At 57.2% G+C, this 18,252-nt stretch carries 17 protein-coding genes; 5 read left to right on the top strand and 12 right to left on the bottom strand.

What is annotated here, in order from left to right; all coding sequences use genetic code 11:
* Nucleotides 1–19 precede the first annotated feature (19 nt).
* Nucleotides 20–952 carry an adenosylcobinamide-phosphate synthase CbiB gene (cbiB, locus tag ACFSOY_RS18125; protein WP_386049073.1) on the top strand — a complete coding sequence of 311 codons (933 nt, stop codon included), beginning with the start codon at nt 20–22 and terminating at the stop codon, nt 950–952.
* A 16-nt stretch (nt 953–968) separates the two neighbouring features.
* Nucleotides 969–1,742 carry a uroporphyrinogen-III C-methyltransferase gene (gene cobA, locus ACFSOY_RS18120; RefSeq protein WP_386049072.1) on the top strand — a complete coding sequence of 258 codons (774 nt, stop codon included), beginning with the start codon at nt 969–971 and terminating at the stop codon, nt 1,740–1,742.
* Between the two features lie 361 nt (nt 1,743–2,103).
* Here cobA and ACFSOY_RS18115 read toward each other — a convergent pair whose 3' ends face one another.
* Nucleotides 2,104–2,532, bottom strand: a complete 429-nt coding sequence (locus ACFSOY_RS18115; RefSeq protein WP_386049070.1) for a hypothetical protein — start codon at nt 2,530–2,532, stop codon at nt 2,104–2,106.
* A gap of 230 nt (nt 2,533–2,762) precedes the next feature.
* Between ACFSOY_RS18115 and ACFSOY_RS18110 the strand changes: the two genes are divergently transcribed.
* Both ACFSOY_RS18110 and ACFSOY_RS18105 read left to right on the top strand, forming a co-directional pair.
* Complete coding sequence (locus tag ACFSOY_RS18110; protein WP_386049068.1) at nt 2,763–3,185, top strand: DUF4362 domain-containing protein; 423 nt, start codon at nt 2,763–2,765, stop codon at nt 3,183–3,185.
* Nucleotides 3,186–3,239: 54 nt separating this feature from the next.
* On the top strand, nt 3,240–3,434 hold the full coding sequence (locus tag ACFSOY_RS18105) for a hypothetical protein (RefSeq protein WP_386049067.1): 195 nt from the start codon (nt 3,240–3,242) through the stop codon (nt 3,432–3,434).
* 301 nt (nt 3,435–3,735) lie between these two features.
* On the opposite strand, the gene ACFSOY_RS18100 is transcribed toward ACFSOY_RS18105, so the two are convergent.
* The 4 genes from ACFSOY_RS18100 to ACFSOY_RS18085 form a co-directional block, all read right to left on the bottom strand.
* A complete protein-coding gene (locus ACFSOY_RS18100) occupies nt 3,736–4,254 on the bottom strand; it encodes a hypothetical protein (RefSeq protein ID WP_386049065.1) in 519 nt (172 codons plus the stop codon).
* Between the two features lie 1,071 nt (nt 4,255–5,325).
* Nucleotides 5,326–6,144: an ABC transporter ATP-binding protein gene (locus ACFSOY_RS18095; RefSeq protein ID WP_386049063.1), complete on the bottom strand. Its 819-nt coding sequence runs from the start codon at nt 6,142–6,144 to the stop codon at nt 5,326–5,328.
* Nucleotides 6,145–6,174: 30 nt separating this feature from the next.
* Complete coding sequence (locus ACFSOY_RS18090) at nt 6,175–7,212, bottom strand: FecCD family ABC transporter permease (RefSeq protein ID WP_386049061.1); 1,038 nt, start codon at nt 7,210–7,212, stop codon at nt 6,175–6,177.
* On the bottom strand, nt 7,209–8,219 hold the full coding sequence (locus tag ACFSOY_RS18085; protein WP_386049059.1) for a FecCD family ABC transporter permease: 1,011 nt from the start codon (nt 8,217–8,219) through the stop codon (nt 7,209–7,211). The genes ACFSOY_RS18090 and ACFSOY_RS18085 overlap by 4 nt, the downstream gene beginning before the upstream one ends.
* 224 nt (nt 8,220–8,443) lie before the next feature.
* Here ACFSOY_RS18085 and ACFSOY_RS18080 point away from each other — a divergent pair, with 224 nt between their 5' ends.
* Nucleotides 8,444–9,418 carry an ABC transporter substrate-binding protein gene (locus ACFSOY_RS18080; RefSeq protein WP_386049057.1) on the top strand — a complete coding sequence of 325 codons (975 nt, stop codon included), beginning with the start codon at nt 8,444–8,446 and terminating at the stop codon, nt 9,416–9,418.
* A 240-nt stretch (nt 9,419–9,658) separates the two neighbouring features.
* Here the strand turns inward: ACFSOY_RS18080 and ACFSOY_RS18075 are convergent, their stop codons facing one another.
* Genes ACFSOY_RS18075 through sbnA form a run of 7 tightly spaced genes read right to left on the bottom strand, consistent with a single transcriptional unit; the run spans nt 9,659 to nt 18,156 of the window.
* A complete protein-coding gene (locus ACFSOY_RS18075) occupies nt 9,659–10,429 on the bottom strand; it encodes a ParB N-terminal domain-containing protein (protein ID WP_386049055.1) in 771 nt (256 codons plus the stop codon).
* 31 nt (nt 10,430–10,460) lie between these two features.
* A complete protein-coding gene (locus tag ACFSOY_RS18070; protein WP_386049053.1) occupies nt 10,461–11,648 on the bottom strand; it encodes a type III PLP-dependent enzyme in 1,188 nt (395 codons plus the stop codon).
* Entirely contained in the window at nt 11,641–12,438 is a 798-nt protein-coding gene (locus tag ACFSOY_RS18065) for an HpcH/HpaI aldolase family protein (RefSeq protein ID WP_386049050.1), read from the bottom strand. Before ACFSOY_RS18065 ends, ACFSOY_RS18070 begins: the two co-directional genes overlap by 8 nt.
* Nucleotides 12,422–14,272, bottom strand: a complete 1,851-nt coding sequence (locus ACFSOY_RS18060; RefSeq protein ID WP_386049048.1) for an IucA/IucC family protein — start codon at nt 14,270–14,272, stop codon at nt 12,422–12,424. Before ACFSOY_RS18060 ends, ACFSOY_RS18065 begins: the two co-directional genes overlap by 17 nt.
* The gene (locus ACFSOY_RS18055; RefSeq protein WP_386049046.1) at nt 14,269–16,107 is read right to left on the bottom strand and encodes an IucA/IucC family protein; all 1,839 of its coding nucleotides are present in this window, start codon (nt 16,105–16,107) and stop codon (nt 14,269–14,271) included. Before ACFSOY_RS18055 ends, ACFSOY_RS18060 begins: the two co-directional genes overlap by 4 nt.
* A gap of 11 nt (nt 16,108–16,118) precedes the next feature.
* Nucleotides 16,119–17,132 carry a 2,3-diaminopropionate biosynthesis protein SbnB gene (gene sbnB / locus ACFSOY_RS18050; RefSeq protein WP_386049044.1) on the bottom strand — a complete coding sequence of 338 codons (1,014 nt, stop codon included), beginning with the start codon at nt 17,130–17,132 and terminating at the stop codon, nt 16,119–16,121.
* Nucleotides 17,133–17,172: 40 nt separating this feature from the next.
* On the bottom strand, nt 17,173–18,156 hold the full coding sequence (gene sbnA / locus ACFSOY_RS18045; RefSeq protein ID WP_386049041.1) for a 2,3-diaminopropionate biosynthesis protein SbnA: 984 nt from the start codon (nt 18,154–18,156) through the stop codon (nt 17,173–17,175).
* Between the last annotated feature and the right edge of the window lie 96 nt (nt 18,157–18,252).

The raw sequence follows: 18,252 nt of genomic DNA, 5'->3' as shown, positions 1-18,252 counted from the left end.
CCTCCGAGGAGGGAGCCGGATGACGCTCGCGCTCGCCTACCTGATCGATCTGCTGGTCGGCGACCCGCGCTGGCTGCCCCATCCGGTGGTCTGGATGGGCAAAGCGATCTCCAAGCTCGATCGCTTGCTCGCCAAGCGCAGGGGGAGCAAATGGGAGGAGCGAGCCAAAGGGATGCTCTTCCCGCTGCTGATCGCAGGCGGCGTCTTTGCGGTCAGCTTCTATCTGCTCCAACTGCTCTACAGCATCCATCCGTGGCTGGGCGTCGGGCTGGAAGTGTGGCTGATCTCGACGACGATCGCCGTCAAGGGGCTCGCCGAGGCGGGCAGGGGCGTGTATCAAGCGCTGCGCCAGGGGGATCTGGCGCTCGCCAGGCAGCGCCTCTCGTGGATCGTCGGCCGCGATACGGAACATCTTGACGAGCGGGAGATCGCGCGCGGCGGCATCGAGACGGTGGCCGAAAACATCGTCGATGCGGTGACGGCGCCCCTCTTTTTCGCACTGCTCGGCGGTGCACCGCTCGCGCTCGCCTATCGCGCGATCAACACGCTCGACTCGATGGTCGGCTATAAGAACGAGAAATATTTGCACCTCGGGTGGGCGTCCGCTCGCCTCGACGATCTCGCCAACTTCATTCCGGCAAGGCTGACGTTGCCGTTCCTCGTCCTCGCCGCCGGAAAGGGTGGAGGCAGAGCCTGGCGGATCGGCCTGCGCGACGCTCGCAAACATCCGAGCCCGAACAGCGGCTATTCGGAAGCGGTGGTGGCAGGTGCGCTGCAGATCCGCTTGGGCGGGGAGAACAGCTATCAGGGAGTCCGGTCGTTCCGCGCGCACTTGGGCGACCCGCTGGTCGAGATCGAAGCGAAACATATCGTGCAGACGATCTGGCTGCTCTATCGCTCCACATTCCTTTATCTGATGTTTTTACTGGCGGTCGATTGGCTGATCGGTTAAGAAGGGAGATCACAACATGAAAGTCTATCTGGTGGGAGCGGGTCCGGGCGACCCGAAGCTGATCACCGTGCGGGGCGTGGAGTGCATTCGCGAGGCGGATGTCATCCTCTATGACCGCTTGGCCAACCCGAAACTGCTCCAGTACGCCAAAGAGGGCACTGAGCTGATCAACGTGGGCAAACTGCCCGACCGCCATTTTCCGCAAGAGGAGATCAACGACTTGCTCGTCGAAAAAGCGCTGGCGGGCAAGATCGTCACCCGCTTGAAGGGTGGAGACCCGTTCGTCTTCGGCCGCGGCGGGGAGGAGGCGCTCGTCCTGCGCGCGAACAACATCCCCTTCGAAGTGGTGCCCGGCATCACAGCGGGCATCGCCGCACCCGCTTATGCGGGGATTCCGGTCACCCAGCGACATATCGCCTCCTCCTTCGCGATCGTCACTGGACATGAGTGCCCGAACAAACAGCAGTCGAGCATTCGCTGGGACAAGATCGCGACAGGGGTCGACACGCTCGCCTTTTACCTCGGGGTGAAAAACCTCCCGCTGATCTGCGAGCAGCTGATCACCCACGGGCGCGATCCGGTCACGCCGGTGGCGATCATCCACTGGGGCACGATGCCGGAACAGCTGGTCGTCGAGGGGACGCTTGAGACGATCACCGAGATCGCCAGAGCGAAAAACGTGCAGAATCCCTCGATCATCCTGGTCGGCGAAGTGGTCAAACTGCACGGGCAGATCGACTGGTTTCAAGCGGACGAACAACTGCTCAGCGAGCAGGAAGTGGGCGAGTGAGGGAAGAGAGTAGTTTTTCCCGCGCGCGTTCGTGATCGAGTCGTCAGCGGTGTTGCTCAACCTGGTGAGGAATGAAGCGGTGGGACGATGAAGAGGCTCGGAAGCGGAAGGCTCAAGAGTGACAGACTCAAATGGGCAACGAGCAGAAGGTTGAAGTAGAGAAGCAAGCGATGATGGTCTTATTTGTATTTGTAGCAGCGTGGAGGAGCGCCTGCCCTGAGCAGCGGCGCTCCTTTTTTCGTGGGGAGACGAGTATGATCGGACGTCTCCTTTTGATTGGTGCGGGGTATGGTGGAGTTGTGCGAGCATTGTGAGCGAATGCGATGTACAAAGCACAGATTACGATGAGTGGGTCTCGCGTTTAGATTTCGACGTAGATCTCTTCACCGGAGGTGAGCTTTAGCGTTACGCCTTTGATCGCTTCTTCGCGCTGGCTCTCCAGATCGGTTATTGCAGAAGTCTCGATCTGGATCACCCCTTCGATCGTCAACTGATCGCCTGCGGGTACAACCGCTTGGATCGGTATTGTTACTTCGTGTGGGGTGGTTCGATTTGCCAAAGGTTTTGAAAGGACAGGTTCTACCCACTCAAGGTTGAGCGGCAACTCGTTCTGGTTGATCAATTGAATGCTGTATGAAAGTTGTCGTTGATCCTCTGTTTCAGGGCTCGCTTCGAACGTTGTTGAAACGCGGATGCTGTTTATTTTTTTCTCATCAATGCTGTTCGAACATCCGACCGAGAACAGGATGGCGAGTGTAAATGTTACGAAGGCAGTGGATTTTAAGATCATAGGAAGCTCCATATTAGGGGGGTTAGATCGAGAGGCTATTATCTTGTATGAATTTATGATTTCGAGAAATGATCCAATCATGTGAATAGCTTAATTTTACATCAAACTGTAGAGGTGTATTGAAAAATTCTGATAAGGGCGCTGAATCGCATTTTTGACCCGATTCGGTACATTTGATATACTGCGTACACCTATTCTGGATCACATTTCCATTGCGTGGAGGGATTCAAATGATGAGGCGGGGATTATTGGTGATCTCGACTTTCCTTTTGCTTGCGACAGGCTGCTCATCCACTTCACAAAATTATACCTATGAAACGGCCATTCAAAATGGAGATATCGTTTCGGAAGGAACAACGACTGGCAATTTGGACAAATTTTATAAGTTCCTAGCAGATATTGAATCCCATCAGCCTTCGGACGTGAAGATTACACGTTATACCAAAGAAGGGGATCCTATTTTCTCCAATTTGAAATTTGATGGGGAGAAGATCGAAGTTTTCGAAGATTCCTCAAAGGATAAGTTCGGAGGAGGCAAGCGAACCTTTCAATGCCTGTCGATCGAGCAGCAAGAGAAGGCAGACGAAATCGCGTACTATCTTGCTGGCTGTGACAATTCTTCTCAGAGATCCATGTTAACGATAAAGAAATGACCGTGTAGAAGATCTATCTAGGTACACATTGTCTAACGAGAGATGGGGGCAGCCGTGAAGAGAAAAAGCCTCGTTTTTCTCGTCTGTGCGCTGTTTGGCGCAGGGGCGATCGTCGGAACTGCCCTTAATCACAAGTCGATCAATACCGAACAAAATGCCATCAAAGGGCTAGCTTTAAGCCATGAAGAAGCTGCGCAAGTTGCAAAGGAACAGTACCACCTATTTGCGATCGAGCAGGTAGACCTCTGACATCTGAGCCACGATGAATTTCAGCAAGCGCCGACAGAAGCAAAAGATAAAACCCCTGTCTACTACGTAGTCAGAGGTCGAGATCAATCTGGCTCTGAACATACAGTGTTCGTTTCATCGAACAACTGAGACCACCATTTTCAAGCTCCAACTGAGTAAGCGGACATGGAACGGCTTGGATAAAGTTCAGCAAGTGCAGGTCGATCAAGGTACTGGAAGTGGAGTCGGACTGTCGCACCAACTTTACGAGTTTCTCCACGATCGACAAGGAGAAAAAAGACTGGTAAACCTGCTCCGATATTCAATTTCCTTTTGGCAACTTTTGACCTGTGACAGGATCAAGATATACTACCTTTTTGTCCTTTAACAGCACGAACCAGATCGGCTTGTTCTTGTCAGTATCTCCTGCGCGATCATTTGGGGCGAGGAACAACTGCTCAATCTCGCCTTGCTCATTGAGCAGTTCTCGAATGTGCGATTCTGGAAGGAAGGCATCTGACAATGCCTCGCTTACCACACGTATGCCACCGCTAGATGCGTTGCCAACTAGCCAGATGATACGTTTCCGATCCTCTGCATCCCGCCCCTGAACCATGAGGTATTTTGGGCCATACTCTAAGAAGCGGATTGGAACGATCTCTGTTTGTTCGACTATGGTCAAAAGTTTCGAATCGACTACGTAGTGACGAGCTTCTTCGGCTGAGGGGAGGACAGTTCCAGCAATATCTTGATGTTGTAACTCCTGATCGGTCGTTTGACATCCGGTGGTGATCAATGGAAGTAGAAGCAAGGAGATCAGCAACCAGCGTTTGCTTTTCATTTTTAGACCCCCCAATCAACCATTCGAGTTACGCACGCGAATTTCACACAAAAGGGAACCCTGATCGAAAAATGGAAAAGACAAATCAAATCGTCATGAAACATCTACTACTTGCTCTTTTCCATCACCTAAGCTGGAAAACGTGGATTGCTATCAAGCAGATCAAATATGAAATATCCACAGAGTGAGAGCAACAGAATTCCAACGCAAGTCCAAAAGACTGCTCTTTTGGTCGAGAAGTACAAGAATACTAAAAGAAAGTATCCAATCAGTGCTGGAACGCCGAAAACAACGTAGTTCCAGAACAGAATGATCCCAGTTTCCTTCACGACGAGCAGTATCAAAATCGCACCGAGGATAAATAGACCAGTGAGCGTGAGACCAAACCGTAAAGCTGCTCCCATTCTAAGGGCTCCTCTCAATTTGGGGTTTCGTGAGGGTAGGGCGAAAACGCCACTAGACTTTCGTAAGGCTATCTGAAGTAGGATGATCAGCTAGTCATGTGTAGTTCTACTTTGTTTGCTGGACGAAGATCCGAAAAAAGATGATGAAGATAGAGTATTCTGAAAAAATCTTGTTGAGGATTTTGTGTATATATTACATGAAATGAGAAATTTTTACAATCAATACACGAGGAAATTAGCATCTATCCTTATATGTTGGTCTGACGTCAAAGTCTATCATAATCAATGAACCTATCTGACAAGCGATCAGAAAGTGATAACTTTCCACGAATCGCAAAATAACAGACGAGTGTATGAGAAAAACGTCCTTCAAAAGACGGTAGGGCGTTAGGCAAAATGAAAAGTAATCCAGCGGTCGGAGCTTGTGAGTTGAAAAACAACTCAAGAGTTGTTCGTGAAACACAGGAAATCCATCCGGAGATAGTATTTCGCCTGAACTACTCCTAGATAAATAAAAAGATCGCTCGCCCCGATAAGACCTACAGGGGAGCGAGCGATCTTTTGCACATGTTCATCTGAAATATCGACTTGACTACTTCACTAGAAAGTCGACACCCTTTTCCATCTGAGGAGCCACTCTCGGCTCCTTTCTCCATCCCTCAATCCCCTACAATCCAGCCACCGCTTGCTCCGCCATGATCTGTCTGCCCTTGCCAAACGGGATGCACATCGGCGTGCCGAAGACCGGGTCGGCGATGATCTGGCAGTCCATGTGAAACACCTGCTTCACCAGCTCGGCGGTCACGATCTCCTCCGGCTTGCCCTGTGCGTAGACGGTGCGGTTTTCCAGCGCTACGATGTGATCCGCATAGCGGCAGGCAAGGTTGAGATCGTGGAGCACCATGACGATCGTGCTCTGCTTGAGCCGGTTGAGCTCAAACAAAATGTCCAGCACTTCGATCTGATGCGTCAGGTCGAGGTAGGTGGTCGGCTCATCGAGCAAGATCGTCCGCGTGCCCTGCGCCAGCGTCATCGCGATCCAGGCGCGCTGGCGCTGACCGCCGGAGAGGGAGTCGACCGCCTTTTCAGCAAACGGCGCCATGCCGGTCACTTCAAGCGCGTTGCGCACCATCTTCTCATCCTCTTCCGACCACTGCTGCAACCAGTTTTGATACGGGTAGCGACCTTGTTTGACCAGTTGCAAGACGGTCAGTCCTTCTGGTGCGATCGGCCCTTGCGGCAGGATCGCCATCCGCTTAGCCACCTCTTTGGTCGGCAGCTTCGCCACCTGCTCACCGTCGAGCAGAATCGCGCCCGCAGCGGGCTTCATCAGCCGCGCCATCGAGCGGAGCAGCGTGGACTTCCCACATCCGTTGCTGCCGATGAACACGGTGATCTTTCCCTTTGGAATCGCCAGGTTCAAACTGTCGATGATCGTCGCCTCACCGTAGGACAAGGTGAGGTTTTTCGTTTCCAACGCCTTCATCTGTAATCTCCCCTATCTATCGTCCACAATCTAGTGATTGCGATGTTTATACAGCAAGAAGATGAAAAATGGTGCGCCGATCGCGGCGGTAAAAATGCCGACTGGCACATCGAGCGGATCGAAAGCGAGCCGTCCGATCAGATCGGCGAGCAGCACGATCAAACCGCCGATGACCGCAGAGGTCGGGATCAACGCTCCGAGCGACGGGCCGACCAGCTTGCGGGCGATGTGCGGTGCCAACAGCCCGACGAAGCCGATCGCGCCGCCGACTGCGACTGCAGAGCCTGCCAGCGCCACACAGAACAGCATCAGCAAGAAGCGATGGCGGTGCACCGGTTCGCCGATGCTGGTCGCCACCTCATCGCCCAGCTGTTGCGCGTTGATGCTGCGGGCGAAGATGAACGTCAGCGGAATGAAGACCACCACCCACGGGAGCAGGGTCAGCACGTTGTTCCAGTTCGAGCCGTAGACCGTCCCCGACAGCCAGATCATCGCTTTGCTGGTCAGATGGATCGGCGAGGTGACGATCAGCAAGGTGGTCAGCGCTTGCATCGCCGCGCCGATCCCCACGCCGACCAAGACGAGCCGCAGCGGGGTGACCCCTTTTTTCCAAGCGAGCAGATAGATCAGCAGCGTGACGACAGCCGCGCCGACAAAGGCGGCGAACGGCAGGTAGTGGATGCTGATCCCTTCAAACAGCGTCAGAAACGCGACAGCAGCTGCCGACGCGCCCCCGGTGACTCCGACGATGTCGGGGGAGGCGAGCGGGTTGCGCATCAAGCTTTGCATGATCGAGCCGGCAACGCCGAGCGCAATGCCGACCAAGAGGGCGACGATGATGCGCGGCAGCCGCAGGTTGAGCACGACCACCTGATTGATCTCTGAGCCACCGCCAAACAGGACGCTGAGCACGTCGAGCGGGTGGATGAACATCGAGCCGAGCCCAGTGGAGATGACGACGACAGCAAAGGTGAGCAGCAGCAGGAACAGCGTGAGCCACAGCGCTTTTTTATCGATCAAAAACGAAAGGGGGAGCTTGCGACTGCGATACGTCAGGTAGTTTTTCATTGTCGGCTAATCCCCTTTCGTGCGACAAAGACGAAGATCGGCACGCCGATCAGCGCAGTCACCACGCCGAGCGGCAATTCGTCAGGCATGGCGATCATCCGCGCCAAGATGTCAGCGCCCAAGAGCAGCATCGCGCCGAGCGCCGCGCTGTAGACGATCATCCAGCGCAGGTCGATCCCGACCATAAAGCGGGCGATGTGCGGGATGACCAGACCGACAAAGGCGATCGGCCCGGCGATCGCAACCGATGCGCCGGCGAGCAGGATGATCAGCAGTCCGGTGACCATCTTGATCATCATCGTGCGCTGACCGAGCCCTTTCGCCACATCATCCCCCATCAGCAGGACGTTGAGCTGGCCTGCGATCAGCAGGCTTCCCACCCAGCCGACAGCCAGATAAGGCAGGACGGAGAACAGCACATCGAGCTTGCGGCCGGCGACAGACCCGGCCAACCAGAACAGCACTTCTTCCAGCGTTCGCTCGTTGACGACCAGCAGACCGTGCATCATCGAGGAGAACAGGGCGGTCATCGCGGCGCCTGCCAGCGTCAGTTTGAGCGGTGTCAGACCGTCGCGGCCGAGCGATCCGAGCAGATAGACGATCGCTCCGCTCACCGCCGCGCCCAAGAAGGCGATCCAGGCGAACTGGGACAGGGAGTTGACCGAGAAGAACGCGATCGATACCACGATAAAAAAGGAGGCGCCGGCGTTGATCCCAAAGATCCCCGGGTCGGCGAGCGGGTTGCGCGTCAATGTCTGCATCAGCACACCGACCATCCCGAGCGACGCTCCGACCGCAACTGCGATCAGCGCGCGCGGCACCCGCGCTTCTTTGATGACGATCTGCTCGTTGGTACCTGTAAAGTTTGTATAGGCGTCAATGGCTGTCTGCCATGTCGTATCCATGACACCATAGACGATCGAGACGAACATCAGGCAGATGATTCCCGCTACCATCGCGAGGAGGCCGATCACCTTCCCCGAAGCTTTCGGTAAAAGTACGAACATGATAAATCCTTCTTCCTAAAAATGTTTGATGAATATCTCTAAGCTGAGTAGGTTGAAAAGTGGATATATAGAAAGGATACGTCCTTAGTGTAGAAAACAGGAGAGTTCCTGTCAATGAATTTGAGACTCATTATCATTTGAAAAAATCAAGTGTTGACACGGGTGCTGAGAAGGAGTAGGATATGGCTGTAAATGAGAATCGTTTTCAATGAGGAGGAACCACCATGTTTTCAAAGATGAACCGGTTAAAAAAATCCGGCTTCACAATGTTCACAGTCCTGCTATCATCGATGCTGATCCTGTCCGGTTGCGGCAACAAGACCGAAGATAAAGGTGCACAAGAGCCAGCAAAACAAGAAGCAAAATATACGGTGAAACACGCGATGGGCGAGACGCCGATCGAAGGCACGCCGAAGCGCGTCGTCGTGCTGACCAACGAAGGGACAGAAGCGGCGCTGGCGATGGGCATCAAGCCGGTCGGGGCCGTTCGCTCTTGGAATGGCGACCCGTGGTATGATCACATCAAGGCGGACATGGAAGGCGTCGAGGTGCTCGGCGAGGAATCGCAGCCGAACATCGAGAAGATCGCTGCGCTGAAGCCCGACCTGATCCTCGGCAACAAGATGCGCCAAGAGAAAGTGTACCAACAGCTGTCGGCGATCGCGCCGACCGTCTTCTCCGAAGACCTGCGCGGCAACTGGAAGATCAACTTCAAGCTGTACGCAGAAGCGCTGAACAAAAAGGCGGAGGGCGACAAACTGCTCGCCGACTGGGATAAGAAGATCGCCGACTTTAAAGCAGAAGCTGGCGACAAGCTGAACACGCAAGTTTCGGTCGTCCGTTTCATGGCCGGCAAGACCCGTCTCTACATGAAAAACACGTTCAGCGGCATGATCTTCGACGAGATCGGCCTGAAGCGTCCGGCTGCTCAGGATAAGGATGACTTCGTAGCGGAGATCACCAAAGAGCGCATTCCGGAGATGGAAGGTGACATCATGTTCTACTTCACCTACGACACCGGCAATGGCGAAGCGAACAAGACGGAAAAAGAGTGGCTCGACGACTCGCTGTTCAAAAACTTGGCTGTCGTCAAAGCGGGCAAAGTCCACAAGGTGGATGACTCGGTCTGGAACACCGCTGGCGGTATCAAAGCGGCAAACCTGATGGTCGATGAACTGAAAGGCTTCATCCTGAAGTAAGTGAAAGAAGCGCAAAACTCCCGACATCTGCTCGGGAGTTTTTTTGTGCTTGCTGACGCTCTGTAGAGCGAGCTCGATCGTGGGGCGGCGCAAAAAAAGTGACCCGCATGCGGGCCACTTTATATAAGTCTTCCGCTTGCGGGTCTACGTCCGAGCTGGCGGCGAAGGTCAAACGTCAGATCGAGCGGGACAGCCTGACGAAAATCTGTTAGGCGCAGTCTGTTCAGCCGCGCTGCTCGCCTACACTTCACAGAGGTAGACCGCCTCTGAGTAGAGGCGCAGCGACCGCTTCCAACGGTCGCACAGCTCTGCCCAAACCTCTTCCTGAAAGACGGGAGCGGTGAGCAGATCGAGCGGTACGCGCAGGTTTAACATCCTGCCTTGCACAATGCAGCGCGTGACGCCTGCGGGCATCACCTGGCCGCAGGAGACGAGCGCATCGAGCTCTTCGAGCGTCGTGGCCGGGTAGCGCATCAGGACGCTTCCCGCCTCCGGTCGCTCCACCTCGCCGCAAGCGACGCGCTTGACCGCATAATTCTGGCTGTAGGAGGTGACCACGCGGTGCCACGCGCGCAGGCGAGCGCTCGGATCGTTCACCTCTTTAGCCGCGTAGAAAAATAGCTCTTTCCCTTCGCCGTTCACCAGCGAGGCGACAGCTGGTGCGCTGAGGGGGATCGCTTCGATGCGCAGATCAGGATCGGTGAGCAGTTCCTGAAGCCATGCGCCGTCCGGCACGACATGATGCCAGGCTTCCAGTTGAAAGAAATCGGCATTGACCAGCTGAACAACGCTGCGCAGGCAGCCGAGCTTTTGCAGCGAGCAGGTGCGATGCGCACCGTCGAGGATCAGGTAGCGCCCGTCTCGCATCTGCGCTGCGAGCGGAGGGTTGCGAAGCACGCCTTCCGTCAAGATCGACTGGCAAGTTTTTTCAAGTCTGACGCATTCGTGCGTCTCATGCAGGCAGATTTGATCGATGTCGACCACTTTCAGATCTGAAACCACATCATACATGTTGCTTACCTCCGAATGGAAGAGTTGGGAATCAATCGACAAACAGATGATCCGGATGCGGATGGCTCAAGAAATCATGGTGTGAGATCGACCAGCCGTATGCGCCTGCATAGAGGAAGAGGATCACATCGCCGATGCGCAGGCGCGGGACGGTGATGTCTGATGCCAGCACATCTTTTGGCGTGCAGAGCTGACCGACGACGGTGATCGGCACGTTTTCGATCTGCTTGCGCGGGAAGGAGTAATCCCAGCGCTCCGATTCGACCACGAGGAACGGATGGCTGTGCTGCCAGGAGACGGGCAGGCGAAAATGCTGCGTGCCGCCGCGGACGATCGCATACGTCTTGCCGTGGTTTTCCTTGATGTCGAGCACTTCTGCCGCATAGTAGCCGCAAAACGCAGTCTGGTAGCGCCCGCATTCGAAGAGCACCGTCATCCGCTCAGGCAAGCAGCGCTCCAGCATCGGCTTTAGCTCGGCGACGAACAGATCCCAATCGAACTGCTGGTTCAGATCGGCGTAGTTGACCCCGATGCCGCCGCCTGCGTTCAGGTAGGAGAGGGTGAGGTCAAACTCGTTGGCCCACTCGATGACGCGCTCCAGATAATGGCGGACCAGCGCGACATGCTCCTTGGCGTTCATGTTGTTCGACAGCGAATGCAGATGGAAGCCTTCGAGCCGCACGTTCGGCATCGATTTAGCTTCGGCGATCACCTCTTTGATCTGCGCCTCATCGATGCCGAACTGGGTCGGGCGTCCGCCCATGGCGAGCGTGGCGCTGGGCAGCGGGCCGCGCAGGTTGACGCGCAAGAGGATCGGCATCACTCGGTTGCGCTCGATGCACAGCTCGTTTAAGCGACGCAGTTCGTGCGCGCTCTCCAAGTGGAGCAGCGTGACGTTGTGCTCCAGAGCGCCGATGAGCTCCTCATCCGATTTGCCTGGCCCGCCAAAGAGGATCGGGATCTCGGAGGAGATGGAGCGCACTTTCAGAATCTCGCCGATCGAAGCGACTTCGAAGCCGTGCACGATCGGGGCGAGCGCGCGCAGGATCGGCAGCTCCGAGTTGGCTTTGATCGCATAGAAAAAGCGAGTGTTGGCAGGCAGCGATGCGACGCGCGATTTGACGTGCGTGCGCAGCTGTTCCAGATCGTAGAGGAAGGCGCAGATCGGCTTTCGACTTTCCTGCTTGGCAGTTTGAATCAGGTCGAGAATCTTATTCATCAGGTACGGTCTCCTTCGTTGGGATCAGTTGATGGTAGGAAGTGCGGTGTGCGTTCAGTGCACGAAAGGAAATGCCGCGCTCATCGCCGAGCACAAACGAGCGAACCCCTAGCTGCCAGAGCGGGGCGAATTCGGCAGACGTCCGCGGGATCGCGCAGGAGGGCACCCCTTTTGCTCGACACCGCGCGTGGAGGTGAGCGAGCGCATCCTGCACCGTCTGGCTGCCCGTCTGCCAGGGGATGCCGAACGATTGGGACAGGTCGGCCGAGCCTTCGAGGATCAGGTCGATGCCGGGGACGGCGAGGATCTCGTCAAGATGTTCGAGGCCCGCTCGGCTTTCGATCATCGGGATGACCATGATCTCCTCGTTTGCCCGCTTCATGTACTCGACGAGCGAGCGCTTCCCAAACGCGCCGGGGCGTCCGCCGTTTAAGCTGCGCATACCCTCCGGATAGTAGCGGGCGGCGCGCACGATCGCCTCCGCCTGTGCACCGCTCTCCACATGCGGGACGACCACGCCGAGCGCACCTGCGTCCAGCGCGCGCAAAATCGTCTCTTTGCTCCCATCGCCCACGCGCACCAATGGGGTGATGCTGAGCGCTTCGGCAGCGCGGATCATGTTTTCCAGCGTCTCCGGGTTGACCAGCACATGCTCCGTGTCGAGGATGACAAAATCATAGTCGGCCAAGGCGATCAGCTCGACCATCAGCGGATGGGGAACGGAGCAAAAAAGGCCGAACGTCGGTTGCCCGGCCTTGAGCTTTTGCTTGAACTCATTTTGACGCAGCATCGAACATCACTCCCTCTTCCTCCTCTGCAAAGCGGAGCGACAGCGGATTGGGCACCTCTTGGACGCGAATCTCCGTATCCGGGTAGAGGCGGCGCTTGGTCAACTGTTCGACAAAAGTTGTCGGCGCGAACAGGTCGAACAGTTGGAAGCGCTCTGCAAGCGCGGGGAAACGGCGTTGGTAGGAGCGGATCACATCGTGCAACAGTGTCCAGAACCGCTGCTCGGAGAAGGAAAATTTCGCCTCCATCAGCAGCGCCAACTCGCCTAGATTGATGAAGAAAAAGGCGTCGTGCATAAAGTCGCGCACGGCGATCAGATCATCCGTCTCCAAGAAGGAGTTGCGGTTGATGCGCGCATGCGCCTCAGGTGTGGCGAGCAGCGCGGGCAGTCGATCCGGTTCGGCCAGATGGGACGGAGCGAAGCGCACGCCGTCATGGAAGTCTTTTAAGGCGACGCGAATCGGTTTGCCTGCGCGGTGTACCAAGACCATGTTTTGCGCATGCGTCTCCAGCGCCAACCCGTGCGCGTAGAGCAGGTGAAGCACCGGCAGGACGCTGGTCCGAAACAGGTCGGTCAGCCAAGCTTCTGCTCCATGCGCTTCGATCCACGGTGCGATCAGCGGGCTTCCGTCCAGATCGAGGGCGGTCAGACCGTTGTAGGGCACCGCCTCTTCGCCCGGTTCGAGGAAGCGGTGGATGCTCTCGCGCCAGATGCAGCCGAGCACACCGTAGGTCACACCCTGTACCAGATCGGAGAGCGGCGGGCGATCATAGGTGATCCCCAGCACTTCGCCGAGCAGGATCAGGCGGCACTCGTCGCGCAAAAAAGCATCTCGGGCGAGGATCGACTTGAGCCAGTCGGTCACCTTGGGCGCATTTTGGACGGTGTGCGGTGCTAAAACCCGTCCGGTCGACGTGTTGATGATGCTCATCGACAGCTTGAGCGAAGCGCGGGCGGGCGATGTGCCGTTGGCGAGCGTGCGGATCGACTGCTGCGGATGGTAGGCATCGACAGCAAAGTCGAGCAGCAGAATTTTGCCGCAGGTGAGCTCTTCGTGCAGGGCGGGCAGGATCTTGTGCTGCCATTGCCACGGGTGGACGGGCAGCAGATGGTAGTCGTCCGGCTGATAGCCCTGCTCGATGATCGCGGCCCGAAAGCGCTCCAGCTGCTCATCTCCCAGCTCTTCGCGCCAGAAGCTGGGCAGGTCGATCGACTCCGATGCGACCAGCCGCGCATCGCTCGCCTGCACGGCCAGCCAGATCGGATGGACGCTCGGCCGCGTCTCCGGCCCGTAGGTGAGCTGATCCTCCGCATCAAACCCAATGCGGGACTTGTAGCTCGGATGATAGGGGTGCCCATCCATCACATACGATTCCAACTGGTCGTAGGAGAGACCGGCAAAGGCCAGCCGATTGGTGTGACGGTGGTGCTGGGCCAGCGTATCGTTAAACAGCGTCTGTTCCAGTTCGCGGCAAAAGGCGGCGAGGCGGTCAGGATCGGCGCCGAGGTGATCTTGCACTTCCAGCAGGAAGCGGGTCAGCGAGTCCGCTTCGCTCACCGATCGATCGGCGTGGCGCATCACCGGTACTTCGGTGAGCTGTACGCGGCGAAACGTATGTGTGCGCTTGCCCTGACAGGTGTAGAGAACCGGACGCTGATCTCGATCGCGACCGGACAGCTCAAAACGCACGCCGTTCGCTACCGGATGTTCGACCGGTCTGATCAGCCCCTCGTAGATCAGGCCTTGGATCAATTGGCGGAAGATGCGGCGTCTGACCTGCACGTATCGTTCAGATTGAAGCGCTTCTAGGGTCGATCTCGCTTGCTGGCTCATGCTCTCACCTCGCGTGTTTGCATCAAAGGATTGGGAATGTTGACATAGAGCGGCGTCTCGCCGCGCTCTTGAAAGCGGGAGATCAGGTTCGCTTTGGCGGGCAGGTGCTCACAGGTGAGCAGGTCGTCGATGCCCCGCTTCGCTCGGTCGCTCCGAAACGTTTCTTCAGTGCGGATCGCCTCTGCGACCACCTTCCACAGCTCCGCTTCCGACACCTCGGTGTCATGCGCTAACGTGTGGAGAAGATGTCCGAGATGGTTGACCAGAATGTAATATTTGAATCGGTGCCATGCTTGCTGATCCGCATAGAGCGCCGGGCTGTCTTGGCGAAGAGCGGTGCCGATCTTGCCTGTGGCGGACGCTTGCTCGCGGGAGACGGAGACGCCTTCTAAGTCGCGGACATAAAAGTGGGCGGGCCAGCCGTGATCGAGCGTGACCATCGAGTTTTGCACGTGCGCTTCTGCGCTGTACCCGTGCTCGAAGAACAGGTTGAGCAACGGCACCAAGGAGATCTGGACATAGCGGCGAACCCATGCCTGCACAAAATCGGCACCGAGCGCCTTTCCGCCTGTCCGCGCGGCCAGTTCGACAAATCGAAACAGCGGCGTCGTCTCATCACCCGGCTTTGTTTCCAGCAGCGAGGCGACGACGACGGGCGTCTGCTGAGCGGACTGCGCGGTCGTCACCGGATTCTCCCGAAAGATGGTGGCGAAGCTTTCGACCAGCTTTTGCGCGCGTTCCTCCGGCAGGTGCACGGGGGCGAGCGTCCGGTAACCCAGCTCGGCCAGGATGGTGAAGCTCTGCTCGGGCAGCGGGCGCAAGCTCTCGGTGTAGGTCGCCGCATCGAGCGTGCGCTGCAGCTGATCCAGCGGGTTGACGCGAATGAAGTTGGTGATCCGCACGTTGAGCGGCAGTTTGAGATAGCAGGGCAGCTCTGCCGACCAGACGGTACGCACCGAGGAGGTCGGATGAACGGGAGCGCCGAGCGGCCCGAGGTAGACCAGGAGCCCGCTCTGGATCAGATCCTGCACGTCCGGCCAGCCTAGCAGATGGTCAGCCTGCCAAGGATGGCAGGGGAGCAGCTTGTAATGCGCGCGATCTGCTGGCAGGCGATCGCTCGCCTCTGCCAGCAGAGCGGGTGGGAACAGGTCGCCCTCCGCTTCGTTCACCCACGCCTCCTGCACGATGGCAGGGTCGGCCGCAAAATAGCGCAGGACGAACGTCGCGCCGAGCTCTGGCGCATAGCGAACCAAGTCATCTGCCGAAAAGCCTTCTGAGCTTTTCGGTGTCGGGTGGAACGGATGCCCGAACATCAGTCGGCTCTCCGCGCTTGCTGTCCGCTCGCCCCCGGTCAGCTCCCACAGGTGGAACGGGTGGGTGAGATGATGGTCTAAAAAGCGCTTCGTCTTGTCGATCGAATTGCCCACCTGCTCTTGCAGCGCGAGGAGACGACGGTCGCGCGATCGTTCGTCCTCATCATGTCGGCCGACCTCATGAAGCAGCCGCTCGATCAGACATCCGCCGTCCGCCTCCCGCATCGCTCCGTCCTGTTCCAGCCAAAAGCGCTTTCCGTAGCGGTGATGGCCAAACAGCGAGGCATAGGTGAGCGCACCGAACAGCCGCGCATCTGTCGTTGGCAAGTGGAGACAGAACGGATGGCCTTCCGCCTGCAACGCCTCGACCGTATGCGCAGGAAGCGGCGTCAGATGGAGATCGTCGCACAACAGCGTCTGCGCACTCTGGCCCGTCTCTCGCAGATAGGTGTTCAACAATCGCTCGACCGCAGCGTCGGTCGCGGCGGCGAAAGCTGTTTCGGTCCGATAGTTTTCTGCCATCTCCCTCACCTCTAGTACAGGCTCAGGCGTGTGCCTGCCCCAACTTGCACCGCACGGTTGTACACCTCATGTGCGGATGCGATATCTTCGATCGCCAGCCCCATCGGGTTGAGCAGGATGATCTCCGCTTCCGATTCGCGGCCCGGTCGCCGCCCGGTCAAAATTTCCCCCAACTCCGCATGCAGCTTTTCACGCGAGAAGGTGCCTTCGAGCACGAGCTGGTTGATCACCTTTTTCTCGCGGTTGCACTGATCCCAATCATCGACGACCACCTTATCCGCTTTGAGGAACACCTCTTTGTGCACATCCATGATCGAGATGTTCGAGACGAACGCGCCGCGCTTCAGCCAGCCGAACGGAATGTACGGCTTGTCGGTGACGGTGCAGGTCACGACCAGATCGCCTGCGCGCACCGCGCTCTCCGCATCGGGGGAGACGATCACCTCAAGCTGCGGATGTTTGGCGGTCAGCTGAGCGGCCAAGCGTTCGGACGCCTCGCGGTTGAGGTCGAACAGATGGATCGTCTCGATCGCCGGGAACTGTTCGAGCAGCGATTGCAACTGCATGCTGGCGATGATGCCCGAACCCATGCAGGCGACGGTGGTAAAGCCTTCTCGCGCCAGATATTTTGCGGCGAGCACGGTGACCGCTGCGGTGCGCATGCCGCTGATCAGGCTGCCCTCCATGATCGCGATCGGGTAGTTGGTCGTCGGATCGTTGAGCACGATCAGCGCGGATGCGCGTTCCATCCCACGCTTTTGCGGGTTGTCGTGCTTGCTGCCGATCCACTTGATGCCGGAGATCGGCTGTTCTCCGCCGACGTGCGCAGGCATGGCGATGATGCGGTCGGCGATGTGCCCGTTTTGCTCATCGACGCGCAGATACGGTTTTAGCGGTTGGACGATATCGCCTGTGCTGTGCAGTTCGAGTGCGCGGGACAGCGCTTTGACGTACAGGTCGGACGAGCCGCCGCCCACCTTGATGATGTCCTCTTTGCTCAAGTACAGAATGGTCGGGTTGTTCATGTTCTGGTTCTCCTCTCAGGTTTGGGGTTCGTCTTTCTCTCTAGGGATGAAGCAGCTGTTGCACCCAGTCGGGATGGTACACGGTGTCCAGATAGCGATCTCCACGATCGGGCAGGATGATGGCGATGCGCGCAGCGGGCGGCAAGGTCGGCAACAGCTTCTGCAACGCGGCGATCACCGAGCCGGAGGACCCGCCGGCAAAGATCCCCTCCTGTTCGAGCAACAGGTTGCAGCCGTCCACCGATTCGCGGTCGGTCACGTGAACCACCTGTGAGATCTCGGCGGGAGTAAAGATCTCCGGAACGCGGGAAGCTCCGATGCCCGGCAGTTCGCGCGGCCCTGGCTTCGTGCCGAAGATCACCGATCCGACCGCATCGACGGCGATCACTTGGAGCTGAGGAAACTTTTCGCGCAGCCGGCGGGAGATGCCGAGGATGCTGCCCGTCGTCGAGACAGGTGCGACCAGATAGTCGAGCGTTCCGTCGATCGCCTCGGCGATCTCTTGACCGGCACCGTGGTAGTGCGATTGCCAGTTCAACTCGTTCGCGTACTGGTTGATCCAGTACGCGCTAGGCACCTTCTGCAGCAACTCCTGCACACGCTTGATTCGCGTCTGCAGGTAACCGCCAGCCTGATCGGGGACGCTGACCATGTCGATGTTCGCGCCAAACTGCCTGATGATGTTCAGGTTGGTCTTGGTGATCTTCGGATCGACGACGGCGGTGAAGCGCAGGCCGTACAGCCGTGAGACCATCGCCAGCGCGATGCCGAGGTTGCCCGACGTGCTTTCGATCAGATGCGTATCTTGCGTGAAAATGCCATCGGCCAAGCCTTTTTCGATGATGTAGCGGGCAGGGCGGTCTTTCATGCTGCCGCCAGGGTTCATCATCTCTAACTTGGCATATACATTCCGGCCTGGAAAAAGCCGGCTTATCTGCACAAGCGGTGTGTTGCCGACACAGTCGGCGATCGAGCGGAGGGCCGAGCGGGTATGACTCGGCAAAAGCGTGGAGGATGTGGTCACAAAAGACACCTTCCTTTGCATGATGGGAATGAGAATCATTTTCACCATCACATATATTGAATGATAACGTTTATCATGTCAATGATTTTCAGTGAT

The organism is Tumebacillus lipolyticus, from assembly GCF_042682745.1.
Classification (GTDB): Bacteria; Bacillota; Bacilli; order Tumebacillales; family Tumebacillaceae; genus Tumebacillus_A; species Tumebacillus_A lipolyticus.
Note: the sequence above shows the minus strand (reverse complement) of the source record. Positions and strands in the feature narration are given on the sequence as shown.